Origin of the sequence: Microbacterium oxydans (assembly GCF_000956405.1) — a bacterium.
Classification (GTDB): Bacteria; Actinomycetota; Actinomycetes; order Actinomycetales; family Microbacteriaceae; genus Microbacterium; species Microbacterium oxydans_C.
Genome location: NZ_JYIV01000023.1, coordinates 24,767 through 46,775, shown reverse-complemented (window position 1 = coordinate 46,775; position 22,009 = coordinate 24,767). Strand labels below are relative to the sequence as shown.

Sequence of the window (22,009 nt, the reverse complement as noted above, 5' to 3'; positions counted from 1 at the left end):
GCAGTCACCCTTGTGCTGCGCGCCCGTGCAGCACCGTACCCAGGTGATGGGTCCCGGTCGCGGGCACCGGGTCCAGAGTGCCCCGCGCCGTACGTGCGATCTTGAGACGAGCAGCCCACCGGTCCGCGAGCAGGGCGTAGACCACCATCGCGAGCGCCGAGGCGAGCAGATCGACGGCTGTCCCTGAAGTGGCGTTGGCATCGACGAGCGTGACGGAGCCGAGCAGGAAGATGAGCACGTTGTTCACGATGTGCAGCGAGATCGCCGCTTCGAGTCCACCCGTGCGCCAGGTCAGCCATGCGGCGACGATCGCGAACATCCCGACGCTGGCCGCACCCCACACGTCGTATCCGTGGCCCAGCACGAAGATCGGGACGGGCAGGAGGATGGCGAACACGGGGTTCCGCAGCCAGCCGCCGACCAGCTGCATCAGATAGCCGCGGAAGACGTACTCCTCCGCGGCGGCCTGGAGCGGGATCAGCAGCAGCACCAACAGCACCATGGTCCACAGTCCGGGGTGGGAGAAGTCGGCGGTCACCGCTTCGCCGCTCAGCGCTGACCAGCCCAAGACCACCGCGAAGTAGACGAGGAACACCGCCAGCGCCAGCACCAGGGTCTTTCCGAGCCATGCCATCCGCAGTCGACCGGTCACGGAGGACAGCAGGCCCACTCCGCGACCCTCGATCAGGCGGGAAGCCAGCAGCAGCGCCGGGATCATCAGGATCAGCGGAAGGACCAGCGCGACGAGCAGCCAGGGCCGATCCAGATCGAAGAACTGCGAGGTGTCGAGCAGCACCTGCGATTCGATGCGCCATCCGGGGACGAACATCGACATGATCGCGAGAGGCACGATCACGAGCAGCAGGATCACGACGTAGAGAGCGATGCCGACGAGCCCCGTGAGCGGCATGCGCCACCACCGGTACCGCGGCCGCAGGCGCGCCAGCCGATGGTAGGCGAGCTGCTCCGCTTCCGGGCGATCGGCTCGTGCGGCGGGGGTTCCGGGGGCGGCGACGGCGTCCTCGTGAATGCTCATACCTCGATCCTCCCCGGTGCGGCTATGCGGCGCATCCGACCGCGGGACGATCCCGTCCGACGGCCCCGGTGCACGGCCGGCGACGGCACTCCGGGAAGGCGCGAGTCCACGCCGTTCCGCACAATAGTCAGCATCCACATGGTCGGAGTCACCATAATGGGGTCATGACTGCTCCGCGCATCCTGGTCGTCGACGACGAACCCAACATCCGCGACCTGCTCTCCACAGGTCTCAGCTTCGCCGGATTCCAGGTGAAGACGGTCGCCAACGGCGCCGCGACGATCTCGGCCGTCCTCGAAGAGGAGCCGGACCTGATCATCCTGGACGTCATGCTGCCGGACATGAACGGCTTCAGCGTGACCAAGCGTCTTCGGGGGGCCGGTTTCACCGCGCCGATCCTGTTCCTGACCGCCAAGGACGGCACCGACGACAAGATCGAGGGACTCAACGCCGGCGGCGACGACTACGTCACGAAGCCCTTCAGCCTCGACGAGATCGTGGCCAGGGCACAGGCGATCCTCCGCCGCACGATGCAGGCCGACGAGGAGTCGATCATCCGGGCGGGCGAGCTGTCCATGGACCAGGACACGCACGACGTCCACGTCGGCAAGGAGCCGATCGAGTTGAGCCCGACCGAGTTCAAGCTGCTCCGCTACCTCATGCTCAACCCGAACCGCGTGCTGTCGAAGGCCCAGATCCTCGACCACGTGTGGGAGTACGACTTCAACGGCGATGCCGGCATCGTGGAGAGCTACATCTCGTACCTCCGCCGCAAGATCGATCCGCACACCGAAGAGTCGCTGATCCAGACCAAGCGCGGCTTCGGGTACATGCTCAAGGTCGGCAAGACGGTCTGACGACCACCGCACCATCATCGCCACCATCCCACGGTGGTGTCGCCGCACCGAGGAGGACCGCATGGCGCACAAGCCCGATGCGGTCACCACCTGGTGGCGGCGCATCAGTCTTCGCGCGAAGGTCACGGGCGTCACGGTTGCGGTGCTCGCGCTCGGACTGCTCATCGCGGGGATCGGAACCGTGCCGATCCTGCGCAACGCTCTGGTCGCGAACATCGATGCGCAACTGCCTGCTCTGGTGTCGAGCGACCTGGTCGAGCGCTACTTCGACTCGGTCACGGTCGACGGCGTCACGACCTACAGTCCGCGAGACGAGCAACCTCGCGACTTCTCCTTCGCGATCTACGACGCGACGGGCGAGTTGCGCGCGACAGCCCGTGGAACCTCGGGGCAGGCACCCCTCTTCCCTTCCGAGTACTCGCTCGCGAAGGCGACGGCCAACACCGACCAGATCCCACTCGAGATGACCGGAGCCGACGGAGAGCTGTTCCACGCGGCGGTCGCCGTCGTCCCCTCGGAGGGCGGGGTCCTGCGCATCCAGCTGGTGGCCCTTCCCCTCGCGCCCGCCGATCGCATCATCAGCCAGTACTTCGGCATCTACATCACGATCGCCCTGATCACCATCCTGATCGCCGCCCTCCTCACGCGCGGACTCGTCACGCTCACGTTCCGCAGGCTCGGTCAGGTCGAGGCCACGGCCATGTCGATCGCCGCGGGTGACTTCCGTCAACGGCTGACCGATCTCGAGCCGACGACGGAGGTCGGTCGCCTCAACACCGCCATCAACACGATGCTCGATCGGGTCGATGCCTCCCTCGCGCAACGGGACCGCACCGTCCAGCACATGCGGAGATTCATCGGCGATGCGAGCCACGAGCTGCGCACACCGCTCGTGAGCGTGCGGGGTTACGCGGAGCTCTACCGGATGGGCGCCATCAAGGGCGAGGAAGACACCGCCCGCGCCATGGAGCGCATCGAGAAGGAAGCCATCAGGATGGGCGTCCTGGTGGAAGACCTCCTTGCCCTCGCGCGCCTGGACGAGGAGCGCGAGCCCGAGATCGTGCCGCTCGACCTCCGACCGATCGCCCGAGATGCGGCACTCGACCTGCGAGCCGCGGCCCCCGGCCGGACGGTCACCGTGATCGACCGCACTGCCGACAGCAAGACCACGATCCCTCTGCACGAGATCCCGCCCCTTCAGCCTCCGCAGCAGCCGACGCCCCGAGGGCTCTCGCGTGCCACGCTCTCCCGCCTTCGCCGACGGCCTCGGCCGCAGGAGAAGGCTCCCGTGATCGACTTCACCGAGGTCCCCGACCTCCCGGTGCGCACCCCTCCGATCGTGCTCGGCGAGGAGAACAAGGTCCGTCAGGTGGTGACGAACCTGTTGGGCAACGCACGCCGCTTCTCCCCCGAGGACGGCCCCATCGAGATCGTGGTCGACTCCGACCGCGCCGCTGGTGCCGCCAGCATCGCGATCGTGGATCACGGCGAGGGCATTCCTCCGCAGATCCGGGAGCAGATCTTCGAACGCTTCTGGCGGGCCGACACGTCACGGGCACGCGAGACGGGCGGCTCCGGCCTCGGACTCGCGATCGTCGCATCCATCCTGAAGGCACTCCACGGCGATGTCTCCGTGTCGGAGACGCCGGGCGGCGGCGCGACGTTCACCGTCAGGCTTCCACTCGCTCCGGCACAGGCGACGCCTGCGCACCTCCTCGAGGACACTCAGCCGCTCGATCGGGTCGATCTCCCCTGACGTCTCTGCACGGAAGGTCGCTTCCCCCGGTTGCGCACAGGATGCGGGGCCCTGCCCCCGGGTGGATCTTGATCAGGCCGACGCCCGCCTAGCCTCGGAACCCCTACGAGAAGGAGTGCCCATGTCTGTCTTCACCGTCGACACCGAAGCCGTCCACGCCGCCCACAGCGCGACGCGCGCCACCATCGAGCGCCTTCAGAGCGAATCCGCCACTCTGATGTCCCAGCTCCGACAGCTGCAGTCGACCTGGTCTGGCACCGCGTCCAACGCCTTCCAGAACTGCGCTGAGCAATGGCAGGGTGCACAGGTGCACGTGGAACAGGTGCTCGAATCGATCGGCACGTCGCTCGGATCCGTCGCCACCCAGTACGCAGACGCGGATCAGTACTCCGCCAGCCTGTTCCGCTGACATCCGCCGCAAACGCAGAACGCCCCCGGCCGAAGCCGGGGGCGTTCTGTCATGAGTGCAGGATCAGAAGTCCATGCCACCCGACGGGTCACCCATCGGAGCAGGAGTCTTCTCCGGCTTGTCGGCGACGACGGCCTCGGTGGTGAGGAACAGAGCCGCGATGGACGCTGCGTTCTGCAGCGCCGAGCGGGTCACCTTGGCCGGGTCGATGATGCCGGCACCGAACATGTCGACGTACTCGCCCGAAGCGGCGTTGAGGCCCTGGCCCGCGGGGAGCTCGGACACCTTGTTCGCGACGACGCCCGGCTCGAGACCGGCGTTCGTGGCGATCTGCTTCAGCGGAGCCTCGATCGCGACGCGGACGATGTTCGCACCCGTCGCCTCGTCGCCCGAGAGCGAGAGAGCGTCGAGGGCCTTCGTGCCCGACTGGATGAGCGCGACGCCACCACCGGGGACGATGCCCTCCTCGACGGCTGCCTTCGCGTTGCGGACGGCGTCCTCGATGCGGTGCTTGCGCTCCTTGAGCTCGACCTCGGTCGCAGCACCGGCCTTGATGACCGCCACGCCACCGGCGAGCTTCGCCAGGCGCTCCTGGAGCTTCTCGCGGTCGTAGTCGCTGTCGGTGTTCTCGATCTCACGACGGATCTGCGTGACGCGACCCTCGATCTGCTCGGCCTCGCCTGCACCCTCGACGATCGTGGTCTCGTCCTTGGTGACGATGACCTTGCGTGCACGACCCAGCAGGTCGAGCGTGGCGTTCTCCAGCTTGAGGCCCACCTCTTCGGTGATGACCTGGCCGCCCGTGAGGATCGCGATGTCCTGCAGCTGCGCCTTGCGGCGGTCGCCGAAGCCGGGAGCCTTGACGGCGACCGACTTGAAGATGCCCTTGAGCTTGTTCAGCACGAGCGTCGCGAGAGCCTCGCCCTCGACGTCCTCGGCGATGATGACGAGCTCCTTGCCGTCCTGGATCACCTTGTCGACGATCGGCAGCAGGTCCTTGATGTTGGAGACCTTCTGGTTCGCGATGAGGATGTACGGGTCCTCGAAGACCGCTTCCTGGCGCTCCGGGTCCGTGACGAAGTAGGGGTTCAGGTAGCCCTTGTCGAAGCGCATGCCCTCGGTGAGCTCGAGCTCGGTGCCGAACGTCTGCGACTCCTCGACGGTGACGACGCCCTCCTTGCCGACCTTGTCGATCGCCTCGGCGATCAGCTCGCCGATGGCGGGGTCAGCAGCGGAGATCGAAGCCGTGGCAGCGATCTGCTCCTTCGAGTCGATCTCCTTGGCGCTGGCGAGCAGCTCCTCGGTGATCGCGGCGACGGCCTTCTCGATGCCGCGCTTGAGCGAGATGGGGTCGGCGCCGGCTGCGACGTTGCGCAGGCCTTCGCGGACCAGCGCCTGGGCGAGGACCGTTGCGGTCGTGGTGCCGTCACCAGCGACGTCGTCGGTCTTCTTGGCGACCTCCTTGACGAGCTCCGCACCGATCTTCTCGTACGGGTCGTCCAGCTCGATCTCCTTGGCGATGGAGACGCCGTCGTTCGTGATGGTGGGGGCGCCCCACTTCTTCTCGAGAACGACGTTGCGGCCGCGCGGGCCGAGGGTGACCTTGACCGCGTCGGCGAGGATGTTCAGGCCGCGCTCGAGGCCACGGCGGGCCTCCTCATCGAAAGCAATGATCTTTGCCATGAGTTTTTTCGTCCCTCCTGGACGTAGACGTTGGGTTTAGCACTCAGAGTGAGAGAGTGCTAACGCCATTCTGGCACTCGACACCTTCGAGTGCAAGCCGCCGAACGGGGCGAGGCGGTCCCCGAGATCAGGGGGCCGGCGTCTCGGGCGGGGAGCTCGAACGGTCGAGACCGATCACGACCGTGAACTGCTTCAGACCGTCCTCGGTCTGACCCGAGTAGTAGTCGCTCTGCTGCACGGCTGCCCCACCGAGGAGGTTCGCCAGTCCGATCGCGGCGAGTTCGTCTTCGTCGTTGACGTAGAAGACGGTCGTGGTCGCGAAGTCCTGACTGGAGCTGTCGCCGGCGAAGACGATGTCCGACGCCCACCCGTTGTTGATGAGCAGGTCGCGCGTCTGCGTGTCGAGCCCCTCCTCCGGCGTGCCGTTGAGCACCATCACCGAGATCGACGTGTCCACGATGCCGGTCTCCTCCGGAGTCGGCACGACGGTCGGAACGGCCTCGGGAAAGAGCGAGATGCGCCCCATCACCACGAGCGAGCCGAAGATCCCGGCGATGATGAGCACGAGGGCGGCGACGAAGGACCACAGCAGGACGATCCAGCCGTTCATCCCCGGAGCTTCGGCGCGATGCGCTCCTACGCGTCCGGAGGAACGGGGGACGTCATCGAAGCGATCGCGGGAGGGCTTGGACACCCCTCGATGCTAGCGGCACCTTCCTGGCAATCCGTTCCACCGCTCGGCACAGTCCGCTCGGCGGGCCTTCGTCGGCTCGGTTCAGCCGACGAAACCCGGCGTTCTGGCGGACCGCTGCCTGGCGCGGGAGTCCCGGATCCGGCGCAGCCTTCGCACCAGCATGGGGTCATACTCGACCGCGGCGTCCGACTCGATCAGGCGTCCGAGGAGCTGGTAGTAGCGGGCGGCGCTCATGCCGAGCTGAGCGCGGATGACCTCTTCCTTGGCCGATCCATGGCGCGGCCACGCGACCTCCAAGGCGAGGATCGCGCGGTCGCGCTCCGTGAGATCTCCGAGCATGGCTCCAGGTTAGGACGCATCCCCGGGTCGGGCCGTTCGCCACTCCCACCAGCCGCCGAGTGGATCCGCCGCCGCGCGCACCCGCCCATCGATCGCGACCACGAAACCCGGCCACTCGTGGGTATCGACCGCCGGCTCCCAGACGTCGAGCGCCCCCGGCGGATCTATCGTGATCCACCGTGCGTCCAGTGCGGATATCCGGGAGACCAGCGCTTCCCTCCGTGCACGCGGGATGTGCACCAGCACGCCGGGCGTGGTGACGACGAGCGTCGCATCGGTGGGCGCCAGTGCGGCGACTTCATCGATCTTCGCGAGGGCGTCGCCCGCGACGAGGATCGCGGGATCCGACGCCGCGACGTCGAGCGCGGCATCGATCCGCTCCTCTCGCCCCTCCTCGCCCGGCCACACGAGTCCGCGCAGCCAACGCCGGTCCCGCTCGTCCGTCGGCTCGAGGGGATCGAGGTCGATGCCCGCCCGCCAGACGATGTCCGGCATCCGCATCGGAGGCAGCGGGCCCGAGACCCTGCTCTCCAGCACGACCGTCGACGGCCCGTCGGCAGGATCGAGGGCGAACCGGATCGCCCCGTCCTCCGCGAGTAAGCGATACGAGTAGCGGTCGGGATAGAGGCACAGCCCCGCAGATGCTCCGACCTCGAGCAGCGCGATCGGGCCCGATACCTCGGACAGCACAGGCAGCAATGCGGCGAGTCGCAGCGGTTCGTTGGTCTGCAGGCTGCGCGTCGTGCACTCCTCGACCACGAGGTCGGCATTGCGGATCAGGAATCCGCGCCACTGCGCATACCCGGCGAGCTCCGCGCCGAGCAGACGGGTCACCGCGAACACGAGAGGCGGCTGTCGACGGGTCTCCGGGATCCGCTGCAGGATGCGCCGAACCTCGTCGTCGGAGGCGATGCCCTCGGCCCACTCGGCATACAGCGCGCTGCGTCCGGGCGCCTCGTCGCGGGCGAAACGCGCGTAACGCTCCTGCACAGCATCGGTCATCCTTCCATTCTGACCCGGAGCACCCGAGAGCCCGTCCTACGAGGGAGAATGGAACGGACTCAGGAGGACACATGTCGTACAGCGTGGACAAGACCGAAGACGAATGGCGCCAGGAGCTCGGCGAGGAGCAGTACGCGGTGCTGCGTCAGGCCGCGACCGAGCGGGCCTGGACCGGCGAGCTGCTCGACGAGGAGCGCGCGGGCCTCTACACCTGCGGCGCCTGCAACGCCGAGCTCTTCAAGAGCGGAACGAAGTTCGATTCCGGATGCGGGTGGCCGAGCTTCTATGAGTCGATCCGCCCCGACGCGGTCGAACTCATCGAGGACGACAGCCTCGGAATGGTGCGCACCGAGGTGCGCTGCGCCAACTGCGGATCGCACCTCGGTCACGTCTTCCCCGACGGATTCGGCACGCCGACCGGCGACCGCTACTGCATGAACTCCATCGCGCTGAACTTCACCCCCGACGCGTCGTGAGTGCGCTCGACGCGGTCCGCGCACGGCAGTCCTGGTCGAAGGTCGACGACACCGCGCCCTCCCGCGACGAGCTGCTCACACTGGTCGCGGCCGCCGGTCGCGTCGCCGATCATTCGTCGTTGCGCCCGTGGCGGTTGATCGAGCTGCGCGGTGCGGATCGGGAAGCCCTCGGTGCGGCGATCGCGAAGGCACAGGGCGATTCCTCCCCCTCGTCGAAGCCGCTGCGCGCCCCACTGCTCATCGCCGTCGTGGCGAGCTACCAGAAGAGCGAGAAGGTGCCGCGGTGGGAGCAGGAGGCCGTCGCGTCGGGGGTCGCCCACACGTTGAGCCTGCTCCTCGACGAGGCCGGTTGGGGCGTGATCTGGCGCACGGGCCATTACACCCGGGCAAAGGCGGTGGCCAAGGCCCACGGTCTCGGGAAGAACGAAGAGCTTCTGGGCTGGCTGTATGTCGGCGGCAAGCCGGAACACAAGAAGCCGGGACGACGCAAGGCCGTCGACGCTCGCAAGCTCGTCACGCGCATGCCGAAGCCGTCAGCCGAGAAGGTGAAGAAGAAGTAGTTCAGCGACGGCGGGGCCACGGCACGGCGACCACGACCGACGCGACGGCGACCACGACCATCGCGAGCACCTGCCAGAGCGCCGGGCCCGCTGCGGGCGGCCACACCAGGTCGATCACCACCGACGTGGTCAGCTGACCGAGCACCGAACCCAGGCCCATCAGCAGCACGCCCGTCTGCGCCACGATGAACGTGCCGAGGAGGATGTAGGCGGCGCCGAGGAAGCCCCCGAGGTACAGCCACGGCTCGGCGGGGAGGACGGCCGGTGCGCCGCGGAAAGCGATGCTCACGCCGGACGCCAGCGCGAGGACCACGGTTCCGGCGACGAAGCTCATCAGGGTCGCGGCCAGGGGTGAGCGCGCGCGCTGAGCCAGACGTCCGTTGGTCGCTGCCTGCCACGCGATGCCGACCCCGGCGGCGAACGGCAGGAGCAGCATCCACAGCGGCGCGGACGCCAGCACGTCCCCGGAGAGGGAGATGCCGACGGCGGCGAGTGCGAGCGCACCGCCGAGGACTCTTCCCGGCGTGACCGCGACGACGCCGGCCGGCCCGAACCCGATGCGGTCGAGCACTAGCCCGTGCACTGTCTGTCCCGCGACGACGCCGACGGTGAACAGCGAGACCCCGAGCACTCCGGCCGTGAGCCCTTGAGTGGAGACCGTGAGCGCACCGCACGCGCCTCCGAGGAGCATCCAGAAGGGGATCGTGCGCTGCCGGACACCGCTCCAGAGCCGCCCCACTCCCCTTCGAGCCGACGGGAGACAGGAGATCACGACCGCGAGCGCGAGTAGACCGACGGAGAAGGAGAGGAACCCGGCGACGATGCCATCCTCGACACGCACTCCCAGCACGCCGTTGATCCGCGCCTGGATCGCCGTCATCACCCCGATGGCGACCGCCCCTCCGAGTGCTACCGGGGCGGGAAGACGACGGGGCTCTGGCACCTGTCGACCCTACCCGAGCTCGTGCGCTCACCCCACCGTGCGGATGTCGGAGCCCCCGGCTACGCTGGCGGCATGTGCGCGAGCTACGGTCTCGATCCCCGGTTCACCGATGCAGAGCTCCTCGCCGCGGCCGATGACGCGGTGCTCGAGGGCCTGCGCGTCTGGGCGCGCGAGAACGCGGGAGAGACCGTCCGCCCGACGGGCAAGAACCTGCGCAACCTCAATCCGCTGATCACGCAGCTCGACGCCGCGCCGACGCTGGAACCCGCATGGTGGGGCTACCTCGTGAACGGCGAGCCGGCCAAGTTCCCCTCCATCAACACCCGCTCCGAGCGGCTGCAGGAGCGCCCGGGCGGCGCGAAGTCCCGGGGCCTCGTCCCGGCGACGAGCTGGTACGAGATGCAGAAGCCATCGCGGCAGTGGAACGAGTTCATCGTCGACGACGGCACGCTCTTCGGCATGGCGGCCGTCACTCAACGCGGCCGCACCGCCGATGACCAGTGGTACACGTGCTATTCGATCGTGATGCGCCCTGCACCCCCGCACCTCATTCATCTGCACGATCGGATGCCGCTGCTCATCCCCGCGTGGTTGAGCCACGACTGGCTGACCGCTCCGGTCACGAGAGAGATCATCGACGAGGCGATCGCCGCGTCCGACGAGATGGTCGATCGGGTGCAGGCCCGTCCGCGCAGCTGACGGACGGATGTCCGTCGTCGGTCGGAGGCCCCTGCACCAGATGTGTACCTGAGGGGGACGCGCGCTCACGGAGTCGCTCCGTAACGTGGTCTGCATGATCACAGCAGAAGGCCTCACCAAGAGGTTCGGAGACAAGACCGCCGTCGACGATGTGTCGTTCACCGTCCAGCCGGGCAGCGTCACCGGCTTCCTGGGTCCGAACGGTGCCGGCAAGTCCACCACCATGCGGATGATCGTCGGACTCGACCGCCCCACGTCAGGGCGCGCCGCCGTGGCAGGCCGCGAGTACCGCAAGCTCCGCGCCCCGCTGACGGAGGTGGGCGTGCTGCTCGACGCGAAGGCCGTGCACACCGGTCGCACAGCCCGCAACCACCTCCGCGCGATGGCAGCGACCCATGGCATCCCCTCTTCGCGCGTCGACGAGGTCATCGACCTCGCGGGCATCGGCTCCGTGGCCCGCAAGCGCGCCGGCGGGTTCTCGCTCGGTATGGGCCAGCGGCTGGGCATCGCGTCTGCGCTGCTCGGCGATCCGCACACGCTCATCCTCGACGAGCCGGTCAACGGGCTCGACCCGGAGGGCGTCCGCTGGGTTCGTCAGTTCGTCCGCCATGCCGCGTCCGAGGGGCGCACCGTGCTCCTCTCGAGCCATCTGATGAGCGAGATGGCACAGACCGCAGATCATGTCATCGTCATGGGACGCGGCCGGGTCCTCGCGGATGCTCCCCTCTCCGAGCTGGTGCGGGCCTGGACCAGGAACACGGTGCGGGTGCGTACACCGCGACCCGCCGACCTGGTGGCAGCCGTCGGCGGACCCGATGTGGAGATCGCGAGCTCTGCCCCCGATCTCCTCGACATCGTGGGACTGCCCGCTGCGCGGATCGGTGACCTCGCCGCCGACCGCGGCATTCCGCTGCACGAGCTCACCCCGACCACCGGTTCGCTGGAAGACGCCTACCTCGCCCTCACCGGCGACTCCGTCGAGTACCGCACCAAGGAGATCTCATGACCACGACACAAGCCCCCGCGCCCACGCGGCCGCGCGTCGACACCGGTCGGAAGCTGACGTTCGTGCGCGCACTGCGCGGCGAGTGGATCAAGCTCGCCACACTGCGTTCGACCTGGTGGTCCATCGGCATCGCCGCGGCCTTGACCGTAGGGATCGCGGTGCTCATCGCCCAGGCCCTCGACATGCCCGACTTCGAACCGATCCAGGCCGTCGTGATGCCGATCCAGTTCACCATGCTGCTCGCCGGCATCATCGGTGCGATCTCCGTGACCGGCGAGTACTCGACGGGCATGATCCGCTCCACGCTCACGGCGAATCCGGTCCGTGGCTCGGTGCTGGCGGCGAAGTCGACGGTGCTGGCCGCGTTCATGTTCGTCTCATCGCTGGTGATCTTCGCCGTCGCAGCGCTCGCCGTGACGCTCATCGTCGCACCGCGCAATCAGAGCATCGAATGGTCGGACCCGTCGGCTTCGCTCCTGCCGATCGTCGTCGCCTCCCTCGCGATGGCCGTCTTCGCGCTGATCGGGGTCTCGTTCGGCTTCATCCTGCGCTCGGGTGCCGGAGCCATCGCAGCGACCGTCGGCGTGCTGTTCGTGCTGCCGATCGTGGCGAACTTCTTCTCCTTCGCCGGCGAGGCCTGGGCATGGGTCATCGAGGCTTCGGCGTATCTGCCGGTGGCAGCGGCACAGTCCGCGATCATGCCCGGTGAGTCGGCAGCTCTCGACGCTCCGGTCGCGTTCCTGACGCTGGGCTGCTGGGTCGTTGGTGGCGCCCTGGTCGCGTGGGGCGTGCTGCGCACGCGCGACGCGTAAAGTCGGCCTGTGAGCAGAACGCGAAGCCGCAGCGACTCGGTCCGTGAGGACGAGGAGCTGCGGCTTCCGCGTGCCCCTGGGCTGTTCAGACGGTTCTGGGCTCGCCACCCGCTCTTCGCCGATATCCTGCTCGCGCTGATCTGCCTGTTCCTGACGCTCGCCCCGGCTGCGCCCTACCCGCGAAGCGCGCTTCCCGAGGCCACGTATGTCGCGGTGAACATCGCCACGCTGATCATGGTCGCGATCGGATGCAGCACCCTGCTCTGGCGCCGCCGAGCACCGCTGGGTCCCTTCATCGCCGCGGTGATCCTGGGGACCGTCGGGCTCTTCACCGGGATGTCGGGCGGCATCGTGCTCCTGCTCGTCGCCTGCTACGGCCTCGCGGTCTACAGCTCGGCTCGCCTCGCCTGGATCTGTTACGGGATCGGCGCCGCGTGGTTCCTCGTGCTGACCACGGTGCTCATGCTGAGCGGGGCCACCGTGCTCCAGGTCGGGATCGACACCGCCCTCGGCTATGCGGCGCTCGGCCTCATCGGCACGCTGGTCGGCGTCAACGTGGGCGGACGCAAGCGCTATCTGCTCGCCATCATCGATCGCTCACGCCAGCTGCTGATCGAGCGCGATCAACAGGCGCAGCTCGCGGCAGCATCGGAACGGGCCCGCATCGCACGGGAGATGCACGACATCGTCTCCCACTCGCTCACCGTCATCGTCGCGCTGTCCGAGGGAGCGGCGGCGACCCCCGACCGCGAACAGGCGCAGAAGGCCGCAGCGCACGTCGCGGATACCGCCAGGGGCGCGCTGACCGAGATGCGGGCGATGCTCGGGGTGCTACGCGACGACGAGTCGCCGCTGCCGTTGGCCCCGATGCAGCCCGTGCCCGCGCGGGACACCGTGGAGGCGGCTCAGCGCGCAGGCTACCCGGCGACGCTGACCGTGGTCGGCCAGACGGAAGTATCCCCCGCTGTCGCGCATGCGATCGGCAGGATCGTCCAGGAGGGCGTGACGAATGCCATGCGTCACGCCCCGACAGCGGAGAGCATCTCCGTACGACTGGAGTACGCGAGCGACACCGTGACGATCGAGATCGTCAACGACGGCGTCGCCGGTGAGGTCGGGTCGGATGGGTTCGGCATCCGTGGGCTCTCCGAGCGTGCCGCGCACGTGCACGGCACCGTGCAGTCCGCGCCGGCGGGTGGAGGACGATGGGTTCTGCGGGCGGTCCTGCCCGCAGCGGGAGGCGCGTCGGTCGCACGGCCTCAGACGAGGGAGGAAGAGGGATGACGCAGGCGATCAGGGTGCTGCTGGTGGATGACCAGGAGCTCATCCGTGTCGGCTTCCGGATGGTGCTCGAATCGGAAGACGACATCGTCGTGGTCGGCGAAGCAGGAGACGGCAGGGCCGCCATCACGCAGAGCGCGATCCTCGCTCCCGACCTGGTGCTGATGGACGTCCGGATGCCGGAGCTCGACGGCATCGCCGCCACGGAGGCGATCATCCGTGACCGCCCGCAGACCAAGGTGCTCGTGCTGACGACGTTCGATCTGGACGAGTACGCCTTCGGGGCGATCCGGGCAGGTGCGAGCGGATTCCTGCTGAAGGACGCACAGCGTCACGAGATGATCTCCGCCGTTCGCGCCGTTCATCGCGGGGATGCGGCGCTGTCCCCTCGCATCACGAGAACGCTGCTGGAACACGTCACGCCGCAGCTCGGGGCCGGCTCCACAGCTCCGGCGCCCGCCGAGAGCGCCGCTCTCGAATCCCTCACCGAGCGTGAGCGCGATGTCTTCGTCGCCATGGGCCGCGGCCTCACCAACGCGGAGATCGCGCAGACGCTCTATGTCGGAGAATCCACCGTGAAGACCCACGTCGGTCGGGTGCTCGCGAAGCTGGGTGCCCGCGACAGGATCCACGCGGTGATCCTGGCGCACCGGCTCGGACTCGTCGGCGACGAGAACTCCCGGATCACGCGTTCGTCGGAGTCCACTCCGAGACCCGATTGAGTCGCTCGACCTCATCGGCCGAGAGTTCCAGGCGCGCTCCCTTGAGCAGATCGGGAACCTGCTCCACGCTCCGTGCACTCGCGATCGGAGCGACCACCGTCGGCTGCGCGCGAAGCCAGGCGAGGGAGGTCGCCGCGATGGAGGCGTCGTGCGCGTCGCCGATCTCCTCGAGGGCGTCGATGATCAGCAGTCCCGCCTCGGTCGCGTACTTCGCCGCGCCCTGCGCTCGCGGAGAGTCCTGTCCAGCGATCTCCGTCGACCGGTACTTGCCTGTGAGGAAACCGCTCGCCAGGGAGTAGTAGGGCACGAGTCCCAGGTCGAACTCCTCGGCGACCGGGATGATCGAATCCTCGACCTCGTTGCGGTGCACGAGGTTGTAATGCGGCTGCACCGCGACGGGGACCGCCACCCCGGTGCGGCGCGCGATATCGATCCACGCGCGGATGCGATCAGCGGAGTAGTTCGACACCGCCACATGACGCACCAGACCGTCCTCGACGAGTTGACCGAACGCCGCGACGGTCTCCTCCAGCGGAACAGACGCGTCGTCGAAGTGGGCGTAGTACAGGTCGATCTCATCGACGCCCAGACGTCGCAGCGAAGCCTCGGCGGCTCGACGGACGTTCGAGGCGGCCAGACCGCGGAAGTCCGGGTGCTGGCTCACCTTGGTGGCGACGACCACGCCTGAGGGCTTGCGAGACGTCAGCCATTCGCCGATGATCGTCTCGCTCTCGCCGCCCTCGTTGCCCGGAACCCAGGCGCTGTAGGAGTCGGCGGTGTCGATGAAGTCGCCCCCTCCGTCCACGAAAGCGTCGAGGACGGCGAAAGAGGTGTCGCGGTCGGCTGTCCAGCCGAACACGTTGCCGCCGAGCGAGAGCGGGAGGACGTCGAGATCACTGGTTCCGATGCGGGTCATGACGATGACAACAGCCGGGCCCGACGCGCGCATTCCCGGATGACGCCGTGTTGCGTGTCATGCCGGTGACGACGGCGCCCTCTCGTCGTCGTCCACCTGGGACGGGCGACCAGCGAGGCGCGGGTCAGGGGCGTGCGCGATGAGCGGATCCTTGCCGGGATACTCGAACCTGGCGAGGACACATCGCATCGCTTCCAGCCGGGCACGTCTCTTGTCGTCCGACCTGATGACGAGCCAGGGAAGCGCGGGAGTGTCCGTATGGAGGAACATCGCCTCCTCCGCCGCCGTGTAGTCGGCCCATCGATCGATGCTGGCGACGTCGGTCGAGCTCAGCTTCCACTGCTTCACCGCGTCGTCGCCTCGGCGGGCGAAGCGTCGACGCTGCTCTTCCTCGCTGACCGAGAACCACAGCTTGATGAGCCGCATGCCCGACCCGACGAGCATGCGCTCGAACTGCGGCACCGTCTGGATGAACTCCTCGTACTCGGCCGACGAGCAGTAGCCCATGACCCGTTCGACGCCCGCGCGGTTGTACCAGGAGCGATCCATCAGGACGATCTCGCCACCCGACGGAAGGTGCGCCACATAGCGCTGGAAGTACCACTGCGTACGCTCGATGTCGCTGGGCTTGTCGAGGGCGACCACACGCGCACCTCGTGGATTGAGATGCTCCATGAAGCGCGTGATCGCACCTCCCTTTCCTGCGGCGTCTCGGCCTTCGAAGAGGACGAGCACACGTTCGGAGGAGCGCTTGATGTGCGCCTGGAGTTTGAGCAGCTCGACCTGCAGCAGCCGCTTCTCACGCTCGTACACGGCACGTGCGAGCTTCTCGTCCGGGCGGTCGTCGTGTTCTGGTGCCGTCGCTTCCGGTGTCGTCGCTTCCCGCATGAGCGCTCCATGGCTCCCGCCTCCGGGAGGCAAGCGCAGGTGGCCGCGGCGGGGAGTCGGCCACCTGCGCCGTCTTCGACCTGATGCATCTGCAGGAGCATCAGGAAACTCGACAGTCAGTAACATATCACTGTCTAGTGCGATACTCCGGAATGGGCTCCGCCACCTTCCGTGACGTCGACCGGCGAAAGGCGCGACGCCTCGACGGATAGGGTTTCACCCATGGGAACGATCCAGTACGGCAATGGCGATGCCGTCCACATCGACGACCGCGCACTCGCACACCTGAAGGTGGTCATCGCGACGAAACTGCGCCGCAACGAGAGCTTCACCCTGTCGTGGCGTCATCCCGATGGCGACTCCCCCGGGCGCTCGACGATCTGGTTGCACCCCTCGATCCCGCTCCGATTCACCTTCGACGAGCCGGAAGCACCGCAGCTGAACCCGAAGTGGATTCAGGACCTCATGCAGTCGGCGAGCTCGACGGGCGGGATCAGTCTGATCGAAGAAGTCGTCGATGCCCCGCCCATCGACGAAGCGAACTGAACCGTCCAGCACCCGACCTCGAGCGAAAGTGTCAGTCCGTCTTCCACACGGAGAGCAGCTGCCACCCCTCCGGAACCTGGGCCTCGAGTGCGGCCATGTCGTCGGCCTCGACCTCACGGATCCCGTCCCTGCGAAGGAACTTGCCCTCGACGGAACGCATCGATCCGGCCTTCTCCATCGTCGCCATCGCCGACACCAGGTCCCACCCTTCGGGAGCCTGAGCCGTGAGCTGCGCCCGGACTTCGGCGAGGTCCTCCCCCTTGAGGGTCACGCTGTGGGCTTCGACGGGGCGGATCAGTCCTTTGAGCACCACACCAGCCTAGGACGATCTCATCCGACTCCCCTGCTGAGGAGCCGCTAGTCGTCAGTCTCCAAGGCGAGGGTGTTTCCGTCGGGATCCTCCACCCAGGCGATGCGACCACCGCCGGCACGGAGACCGATCCCTCGCTCGTCCTGATCGAAACCCTCGTAGTGGACGAATTCAGCGCCAGCCGCCGTCAACTCCGCGACGACCGCGTCGAGTTCGTCGACGTACCACGTGGCGACCGTCGAGCGCGTCGATCCCGCCGTAGGGGTCTCGAAGACGTTGAGCACGGTGCCCCGGCCGCACGCGTAGAAGCGGGCACCCCCTTCGATGTCGGCACTCGGGCCGATGCTCGCGGGCACGAGCCGCAGTATGCCCTCGTAGAAAGCCGCGGACCGTTGGATGTCCGTCACGCCGATCGAAGCCCTCACCGGGTAGTCGCCTAGAGTCATGCGCCCATCCTGCGCTCAAGGAGGGGCGCTCGTCCACGCCCTCGTCGCCATGCGCCCCGTGGTGTGCGCCACGGGGGCACACCGGGGACGGCGCGTCCTTGCCAATATGCGACGAAGGCCCGCATCCCAGTGTTTCCATGGGGATGCGGGCCTTCTTTTGCGGAGCCGACTACGGGACTCGAACCCGTAACCCCCGTATTACAAGTACGGTGCGCTACCAATTGCGCCAAGTCGGCGGATGCCATCCATCAGCTTAGCGATGGCATCGACCACACCTCGACCTAGGGGGCGGGCGTGGTAGTCGGAGTCGGCGTCGGTGTCGCGCGCGAGGCGTCGCTGGCCACGCTGAGCACGAACTGCGAGAACTCGGCGGGGTCATCGAACGCCCCGACGTATGCCTCGCCGTTCGCGACGATCATGGGCGACGCGTTCAGCTTCAGGTCCTTGGACCCCGCGAGCGGCCCATCGAGTGCACGGGTCGTCGCGTCCTTCGCCCAGCTGACGAAGTCGCCGTTCTCGATGCACGACCGCACAGCCTTGGTGTTGTCGGTGCCGACAGCGGCTGCGAGGTTGGCCAGATCCTCATCGGACATGCCGTCGCTGCCCACCTCGGGCTGCTTGTCGAGGAGGTCGTGATTGAACGCGTAGAACTGTGCGGGCGAGTGGCTGGCCACGCATGCCGCAGCTGCGGCCGACCGCAGCGAGTACTTCGTGCCGTTCGAACTCGCGGTGAGCAGGGCAACCGGGTGGTAGCTGACCGTGACCGCTCCCTCGCTGATCCATCCGGCGAGCTGGCGGGCGTTGGCCCGCTCGAACTTGCCGGCGTCCGGGGAGAGGTAGTCGACGTAGACGTGGATGTCGACCTTCTCGGAGGCGGTCGCCTCGGGCGTCGGCTCTGCGGGGGCGGCGGCGTCTGACGGATCTTCCGAGGGCGATACCGGCACCTCGTCGGCCCCGGCCACGGCGGTGATGTCGGTGACGACCACGCCGTCCGACTCCATGCCCGTGGGGGTGAGCTTCGGCTTCGACACCTGTGCTGACACCGCAAGGGTCACCGCAGTGCCGATCGCCCCTACGGCGACGACCGCGACGGCACCGATGATGATCCGTCGCATGAGGCGCGCCCTCGACTGCTGGGCATGCACTTTCTGAGCCTTCTCCCGCACGACCTCGCGAGAATTGCGAGGGGTGGGGACGTTCGGCGTTTCGTCGCTCGACATCGTTCCTCTTGTGAGTCTGAGGGGGTCCGGGTTGGCCCCGACCGCCGCTCGGCGACGATCGCCGCTGGGCGCGGCCGAGTTCGATGCTAGCCATTCAGGCTGAGAAATACCCAGGTACCGCTGTCCATGTCATACTGACTTCGACCCAAAGACGGGTCACGGTGGCTCACCCACCGCTTCATCACTACGGATCGTCCGGCACGTACCTGCCGGTGAAGGAGAAATGACAATGGCATCTGTGACTTTCGACGAGGCCACCCGCCTGTACCCCGGCGGAACCCGTCCGGCCGTCGACAAGCTGAACCTCGAGGTCGGTGACGGCGAGTTCCTCGTCCTCGTCGGTCCTTCCGGTTGCGGTAAGTCCACGTCCCTGCGCATGCTCGCCGGCCTGGAAGAGGTCAACGCCGGCCGTATCCTCATCGGCGACCGCGACGTGACCGACGTGCCGCCGAAGGACCGTGACATCGCCATGGTCTTCCAGAACTACGCGCTGTACCCGCACATGACCGTCGCCGAGAACATGGGCTTCGCGCTCAAGATCGCCGGCGTCGGCAAGGAAGAGCGTGCGTCGCGTGTGCTCGAGGCCGCCAAGCTCCTCGACCTCGAGCAGTACCTCACCCGCAAGCCGAAGGCCCTCTCGGGTGGTCAGCGTCAGCGTGTCGCCATGGGTCGCGCGATCGTCCGTCAGCCCCAGGTCTTCCTCATGGACGAGCCGCTGTCGAACCTCGACGCCAAGCTCCGTGTCCAGACCCGCACGCAGATCGCGTCGCTGCAGCGTCGCCTCGGCGTCACCACGGTCTACGTCACCCACGACCAGACCGAGGCGCTCACCATGGGCGACCGCATCGCCGTGCTCAAGGACGGCCTGCTCCAGCAGGTCGGCTCGCCGCGCGACCTGTACGAGAAGCCGGAGAATGTCTTCGTCGCCGGCTTCATCGGCTCGCCCGCGATGAACCTGTTCTCGGCCGACCTGGCCGACGGCGGTGTGCGCTTCGGCACCGAGGTCGTGCCGCTCGACCGCGACACCGTGGGTCGTGCGAACGGCTCGCAGGTCACCGTCGGCGTCCGCCCCGAGGACATCACCGTCGGCCCGGCAGACGGCAAGGGCCTCTCGGTCGTCGTCGACCTGGTCGAGGAGCTCGGCGCAGACGGCTACCTCTACGGCCACACGGAGATCAACGGCAAGCGCACCGACCTGGTCGCCCGTGTCGACGGTCGCAACCACCCGAACGCCGGCGAGACCGTCACTCTGGCCGCCAACGCGGGCCACGTGCACGCGTTCGACAGCGAGTCGGGTGTGCGCCTGAACGACAAGCCGGTCGTCTCCGCCTGATCGGATCCACAGACGCGGCGCGGGCTGACTTCGGTCGCCCGCGCCGCGTCTCTTTTCCGCACCACCCCCCATCAGGGAGCATCATGCAGGACTCGCTGCGGATCACCGCCAGCAAGATCGATCCGGGGCTGCTCGCCCTTCCGTGGTCGACCACCCTCGCCAAGTGGCCCTCCGAGCACATCGTCTCGCTCCCCAAGGGTCTCTCCCGGCACCTGGTCCGTTTCGCGGATCTCTCCGGTCGCGTCGTCGCCGTCAAGGAGACCACCGCCGAGATGGCCCAGCGCGAATACGACATGCTCGGCAACCTGGCGCGCCTGGACGTCCCCTGCGTCGACAGGGTCGCCGTGATCGCCGGCCGCACCGATGCGCACGGTGACCCGCTCCCCGCCGCCCTCGTCACGTCGCACCTGCGCTTCTCCATGCCGTATCGCGCGCTGTTCACCCGGGTGCTGCGCCCGGACACAGCGAACCGTCTGGTCGACGCACTCGCGCTGCTTCTGGTGCGCCTGCACAACGTCGGCTTCTACTGGGGCGACGTCTCCCTGTCGAACACCTTGTTCCGTCGGGATGCCGGCGCGTTCGCGGCCTACCTCGTCGACGCGGAGACCGGCGAACTCCACGAAGAGGGTCTCACCGACGGTCAACGCGCGTACGACCTCGACCTCGCCCGCACCAACATCGCCGGGGAGATCATGGACCTTGCCGCCGGTGGACGTCTGGAGCACGGAGTGGATGCCGTGGCGATCGCGGACGGCATCGTGTCGTCGTACCGGTCGCTGTGGGCCGAGCTCACCGCTCAGGAGTCGTTCTCCGCCGCGGAGACCTGGCGCATCACGGAACGGGTCGAGCGCCTCAACGCGCTCGGCTTCGACATCGACGAGATGTCCATGTCCACGACAGCCGACGGCACGGTCGTGGAGATCCAGCCCAAGGTCGTCGACGCAGGACACCACCAGCGGCGTCTGATCCGCCTCACGGGACTCGACGTCGAGGAGAACCAGGCTCGCCGCCTGCTCAACGACCTCGACGAGTTCCGCGCCCGCTCGACCAAGCAGTGGGCGGACGAGGAGATGTACGCCCACGAGTGGCTCACCCGCGTGTTCGAGCCCGTCGTCCGCGCGATTCCGTACGAGCTGCGCGCGAAGCTCGAGCCGGCCGAGGTCTTCCACCAGGTGCTGGAGCACCGCTGGTACCTGTCTCAGGCGGAGGGTCGCTCCATCCCCCTCGCCGAGGTTCTCACGAGCTACATCAACGAGGTGCTGCGCCACCGCCGTGACGAGGCGACGATCATGGGCCCGCCGACCGAGACCATGAGCCTTCCCGTCATCACCGGCATGACGCCGACCGCCGACGACGATGATGACGAGGTCGATTGGCGCGATCTGGTCTGACCGCTCCGAGGCGTCGGGGCCGCGACTCAGTAGCCGACGGTGAACCGCTCGCGATGGTGGTTGCCCTGCTCGATCTCGTCGACCACCGCGACTGCGAAGTCGGCGCCCGAGATGAAGGACTTGCCCTCGTCATCCCGCACGATCACATCGCCGCCGTCTCGATAGTGTCCGGTGCGCTCGCCCTCCGCCCACGGACCGAACACCTCTGCGGGGTGCACGAAGAACCAGTCCAGACTCGGATCGGTGGCCTCGAGCAGTGCGAGTGAGTCGATGCCGACCTGCGCCTCGTGCTTGTACTCCTCGGGGAAGTCCAGATCGAACAGACGCGGCCCGCCCGGAGAGACGAGACTGCCTCCGGCACCGCCGATCACGCCCAGACGCGTCTCCGTCCCGGTGAGTCGATCGGCGAGCCCGCTCAACGCCTCCAAGACCCTGTTCTCCATGTCACCGCGAGGGGACAGAGCGGACACGACCGCATCCGCTCCATCGAGGGCAGGAGCCAACGAGTCGAGGTCGAGTGCCGTGCCCTGCAGATACGCAGCGCCGGCGACGGGATCCGTCGGTTCTGAGCGCGACAGGGCGATGACCGCATGACCGCGCGACACCGCCTCGGCGACGATGTGACGGCCGGCGTAACCGGTTCCTCCGAGGACGACGATACGAGCCATGCGGTTCTCCCCTACT

The 22,009-nt window shown here is 67.8% G+C and carries 25 protein-coding genes and 1 tRNA gene; 13 read left to right on the top strand and 13 right to left on the bottom strand.

The genetic code is table 11. The features are described from left to right. Positions 1-4: 4 nt before the first annotated feature. Entirely contained in the window at positions 5-1,036 is a 1,032-nt protein-coding gene (locus RN51_RS07265) for a CPBP family intramembrane glutamic endopeptidase (RefSeq protein WP_045263385.1), read from the bottom strand. 164 nt (positions 1,037-1,200) lie between these two features. Between RN51_RS07265 and RN51_RS07260 the strand changes: the two genes are divergently transcribed. From RN51_RS07260 to RN51_RS07250, 3 genes are all read left to right on the top strand, one after another. After that, positions 1,201-1,893, top strand: a complete 693-nt coding sequence (locus RN51_RS07260) for a response regulator transcription factor (protein ID WP_017828926.1) — start codon at positions 1,201-1,203, stop codon at positions 1,891-1,893. Between the two features lie 61 nt (positions 1,894-1,954). After that, a complete protein-coding gene (locus RN51_RS07255; protein WP_045263384.1) occupies positions 1,955-3,649 on the top strand; it encodes a sensor histidine kinase in 1,695 nt (564 codons plus the stop codon). A gap of 121 nt (positions 3,650-3,770) precedes the next feature. Beyond that, positions 3,771-4,058, top strand: a complete 288-nt coding sequence (locus tag RN51_RS07250) for a WXG100 family type VII secretion target (protein ID WP_045263383.1) — start codon at positions 3,771-3,773, stop codon at positions 4,056-4,058. Positions 4,059-4,121: 63 nt separating this feature from the next. On the opposite strand, the gene groL is transcribed toward RN51_RS07250, so the two are convergent. The 4 genes from groL to RN51_RS07230 form a co-directional block, all read right to left on the bottom strand. Next, the gene (gene groL / locus RN51_RS07245) at positions 4,122-5,741 is read right to left on the bottom strand and encodes a chaperonin GroEL (protein WP_045263382.1); all 1,620 of its coding nucleotides are present in this window, start codon (positions 5,739-5,741) and stop codon (positions 4,122-4,124) included. Between the two features lie 127 nt (positions 5,742-5,868). Then, positions 5,869-6,435, bottom strand: a complete 567-nt coding sequence (locus RN51_RS07240; protein ID WP_331454207.1) for a LytR C-terminal domain-containing protein — start codon at positions 6,433-6,435, stop codon at positions 5,869-5,871. 81 nt (positions 6,436-6,516) lie between these two features. After that, the gene (locus RN51_RS07235; RefSeq protein WP_045263380.1) at positions 6,517-6,774 is read right to left on the bottom strand and encodes a DUF3263 domain-containing protein; all 258 of its coding nucleotides are present in this window, start codon (positions 6,772-6,774) and stop codon (positions 6,517-6,519) included. A 9-nt stretch (positions 6,775-6,783) separates the two neighbouring features. Continuing rightward, the gene (locus RN51_RS07230) at positions 6,784-7,776 is read right to left on the bottom strand and encodes a DUF2332 domain-containing protein (protein WP_045263379.1); all 993 of its coding nucleotides are present in this window, start codon (positions 7,774-7,776) and stop codon (positions 6,784-6,786) included. Between the two features lie 71 nt (positions 7,777-7,847). On the opposite strand from RN51_RS07230, the gene msrB reads away from it, so the two are divergent. Further along, complete coding sequence (gene msrB, locus RN51_RS07225; protein WP_045263378.1) at positions 7,848-8,252, top strand: peptide-methionine (R)-S-oxide reductase MsrB; 405 nt, start codon at positions 7,848-7,850, stop codon at positions 8,250-8,252. Continuing rightward, positions 8,249-8,812, top strand: a complete 564-nt coding sequence (locus RN51_RS07220) for a nitroreductase family protein (RefSeq protein WP_045263377.1) — start codon at positions 8,249-8,251, stop codon at positions 8,810-8,812. Before msrB ends, RN51_RS07220 begins: the two co-directional genes overlap by 4 nt. Before the next feature lies 1 nt (position 8,813). Here the strand turns inward: RN51_RS07220 and RN51_RS07215 are convergent, their stop codons facing one another. After that, positions 8,814-9,755 carry a DMT family transporter gene (locus tag RN51_RS07215; protein WP_082066497.1) on the bottom strand — a complete coding sequence of 314 codons (942 nt, stop codon included), beginning with the start codon at positions 9,753-9,755 and terminating at the stop codon, positions 8,814-8,816. A gap of 72 nt (positions 9,756-9,827) precedes the next feature. Between RN51_RS07215 and RN51_RS07210 the strand changes: the two genes are divergently transcribed. The 5 genes from RN51_RS07210 to RN51_RS07190 all read left to right on the top strand — a co-directional run bounded on the left by RN51_RS07210 (position 9,828) and on the right by RN51_RS07190 (position 14,275). Further along, positions 9,828-10,454, top strand: coding sequence for an SOS response-associated peptidase family protein (locus RN51_RS07210; RefSeq protein ID WP_045263375.1), 627 nt, complete (start codon positions 9,828-9,830; stop codon positions 10,452-10,454). 94 nt (positions 10,455-10,548) lie between these two features. After that, a complete protein-coding gene (locus RN51_RS07205; RefSeq protein ID WP_045263374.1) occupies positions 10,549-11,460 on the top strand; it encodes an ABC transporter ATP-binding protein in 912 nt (303 codons plus the stop codon). After that, on the top strand, positions 11,457-12,272 hold the full coding sequence (locus RN51_RS07200) for a transporter (protein WP_045263373.1): 816 nt from the start codon (positions 11,457-11,459) through the stop codon (positions 12,270-12,272). Before RN51_RS07205 ends, RN51_RS07200 begins: the two co-directional genes overlap by 4 nt. Positions 12,273-12,281: 9 nt before the next feature. Next, positions 12,282-13,556 (top strand): sensor histidine kinase, encoded by a 1,275-nt coding sequence (locus RN51_RS07195; RefSeq protein ID WP_052674630.1) that lies wholly within the window; start codon positions 12,282-12,284, stop codon positions 13,554-13,556. Next, complete coding sequence (locus RN51_RS07190) at positions 13,553-14,275, top strand: response regulator transcription factor (RefSeq protein ID WP_045263372.1); 723 nt, start codon at positions 13,553-13,555, stop codon at positions 14,273-14,275. Before RN51_RS07195 ends, RN51_RS07190 begins: the two co-directional genes overlap by 4 nt. Here the strand turns inward: RN51_RS07190 and RN51_RS07185 are convergent. After that, the gene (locus RN51_RS07185) at positions 14,238-15,191 is read right to left on the bottom strand and encodes an aldo/keto reductase (protein WP_045263481.1); all 954 of its coding nucleotides are present in this window, start codon (positions 15,189-15,191) and stop codon (positions 14,238-14,240) included. The two genes, RN51_RS07190 and RN51_RS07185, sit on opposite strands and share 38 nt — an antisense overlap. Positions 15,192-15,248: 57 nt before the next feature. Further along, positions 15,249-16,079 (bottom strand): polyphosphate kinase 2, encoded by an 831-nt coding sequence (gene ppk2, locus RN51_RS07180; RefSeq protein WP_045263371.1) that lies wholly within the window; start codon positions 16,077-16,079, stop codon positions 15,249-15,251. A 222-nt stretch (positions 16,080-16,301) separates the two neighbouring features. On the opposite strand from ppk2, the gene RN51_RS07175 reads away from it, so the two are divergent. Beyond that, positions 16,302-16,625: a hypothetical protein gene (locus tag RN51_RS07175; protein ID WP_045263370.1), complete on the top strand. Its 324-nt coding sequence runs from the start codon at positions 16,302-16,304 to the stop codon at positions 16,623-16,625. A gap of 31 nt (positions 16,626-16,656) precedes the next feature. Here RN51_RS07175 and RN51_RS07170 read toward each other — a convergent pair whose 3' ends face one another. From RN51_RS07170 to RN51_RS07155, 4 genes are all read right to left on the bottom strand, one after another. After that, the gene (locus tag RN51_RS07170) at positions 16,657-16,935 is read right to left on the bottom strand and encodes a hypothetical protein (protein WP_045263480.1); all 279 of its coding nucleotides are present in this window, start codon (positions 16,933-16,935) and stop codon (positions 16,657-16,659) included. A 47-nt stretch (positions 16,936-16,982) separates the two neighbouring features. Then, a complete protein-coding gene (locus RN51_RS07165) occupies positions 16,983-17,381 on the bottom strand; it encodes a VOC family protein (RefSeq protein ID WP_045263369.1) in 399 nt (132 codons plus the stop codon). Between the two features lie 163 nt (positions 17,382-17,544). Beyond that, a tRNA-Thr gene (locus RN51_RS07160) sits at positions 17,545-17,617 on the bottom strand. Positions 17,618-17,662: 45 nt separating this feature from the next. Further along, positions 17,663-18,601: a DsbA family protein gene (locus tag RN51_RS07155; RefSeq protein WP_045263368.1), complete on the bottom strand. Its 939-nt coding sequence runs from the start codon at positions 18,599-18,601 to the stop codon at positions 17,663-17,665. 229 nt (positions 18,602-18,830) lie between these two features. Between RN51_RS07155 and RN51_RS07150 the strand changes: the two genes are divergently transcribed. Both RN51_RS07150 and RN51_RS07145 read left to right on the top strand, forming a co-directional pair. Beyond that, entirely contained in the window at positions 18,831-19,934 is a 1,104-nt protein-coding gene (locus RN51_RS07150) for an ABC transporter ATP-binding protein (RefSeq protein WP_045263367.1), read from the top strand. Between the two features lie 83 nt (positions 19,935-20,017). Continuing rightward, on the top strand, positions 20,018-21,325 hold the full coding sequence (locus RN51_RS07145; RefSeq protein WP_045263366.1) for a DUF4032 domain-containing protein: 1,308 nt from the start codon (positions 20,018-20,020) through the stop codon (positions 21,323-21,325). Between the two features lie 26 nt (positions 21,326-21,351). Here RN51_RS07145 and RN51_RS07140 read toward each other — a convergent pair whose 3' ends face one another. Beyond that, the gene (locus RN51_RS07140) at positions 21,352-21,993 is read right to left on the bottom strand and encodes an NAD(P)-dependent oxidoreductase (protein WP_045263365.1); all 642 of its coding nucleotides are present in this window, start codon (positions 21,991-21,993) and stop codon (positions 21,352-21,354) included. Positions 21,994-22,009: the final 16 nt, after the last annotated feature.

Coding starts and splice junctions, on each gene's coding strand:
- RN51_RS07230 (WP_045263379.1), bottom strand. CDS start 7,776: ATGACCGATGCTGTGCAGGAGCGTTACGCGCGTTTCGCCCGCGACGAG.
- RN51_RS07205 (WP_045263374.1), top strand. CDS start 10,549: ATGATCACAGCAGAAGGCCTCACCAAGAGGTTCGGAGACAAGACCGCC.
- RN51_RS07150 (WP_045263367.1), top strand. CDS start 18,831: ATGGCATCTGTGACTTTCGACGAGGCCACCCGCCTGTACCCCGGCGGA.
- RN51_RS07260 (WP_017828926.1), top strand. CDS start 1,201: ATGACTGCTCCGCGCATCCTGGTCGTCGACGACGAACCCAACATCCGC.
- RN51_RS07145 (WP_045263366.1), top strand. CDS start 20,018: ATGCAGGACTCGCTGCGGATCACCGCCAGCAAGATCGATCCGGGGCTG.
- ppk2 (WP_045263371.1), bottom strand. CDS start 16,079: ATGCGGGAAGCGACGACACCGGAAGCGACGGCACCAGAACACGACGAC.
- RN51_RS07155 (WP_045263368.1), bottom strand. CDS start 18,601: ATGTCGAGCGACGAAACGCCGAACGTCCCCACCCCTCGCAATTCTCGC.
- msrB (WP_045263378.1), top strand. CDS start 7,848: ATGTCGTACAGCGTGGACAAGACCGAAGACGAATGGCGCCAGGAGCTC.
- RN51_RS07185 (WP_045263481.1), bottom strand. CDS start 15,191: ATGACCCGCATCGGAACCAGTGATCTCGACGTCCTCCCGCTCTCGCTC.
- RN51_RS07235 (WP_045263380.1), bottom strand. CDS start 6,774: ATGCTCGGAGATCTCACGGAGCGCGACCGCGCGATCCTCGCCTTGGAG.
- RN51_RS07250 (WP_045263383.1), top strand. CDS start 3,771: ATGTCTGTCTTCACCGTCGACACCGAAGCCGTCCACGCCGCCCACAGC.
- RN51_RS07265 (WP_045263385.1), bottom strand. CDS start 1,036: ATGAGCATTCACGAGGACGCCGTCGCCGCCCCCGGAACCCCCGCCGCA.
- RN51_RS07200 (WP_045263373.1), top strand. CDS start 11,457: ATGACCACGACACAAGCCCCCGCGCCCACGCGGCCGCGCGTCGACACC.
- RN51_RS07175 (WP_045263370.1), top strand. CDS start 16,302: ATGGGAACGATCCAGTACGGCAATGGCGATGCCGTCCACATCGACGAC.
- RN51_RS07190 (WP_045263372.1), top strand. CDS start 13,553: ATGACGCAGGCGATCAGGGTGCTGCTGGTGGATGACCAGGAGCTCATC.
- RN51_RS07255 (WP_045263384.1), top strand. CDS start 1,955: ATGGCGCACAAGCCCGATGCGGTCACCACCTGGTGGCGGCGCATCAGT.
- groL (WP_045263382.1), bottom strand. CDS start 5,741: ATGGCAAAGATCATTGCTTTCGATGAGGAGGCCCGCCGTGGCCTCGAG.
- RN51_RS07140 (WP_045263365.1), bottom strand. CDS start 21,993: ATGGCTCGTATCGTCGTCCTCGGAGGAACCGGTTACGCCGGCCGTCAC.
- RN51_RS07210 (WP_045263375.1), top strand. CDS start 9,828: ATGTGCGCGAGCTACGGTCTCGATCCCCGGTTCACCGATGCAGAGCTC.
- RN51_RS07165 (WP_045263369.1), bottom strand. CDS start 17,381: ATGACTCTAGGCGACTACCCGGTGAGGGCTTCGATCGGCGTGACGGAC.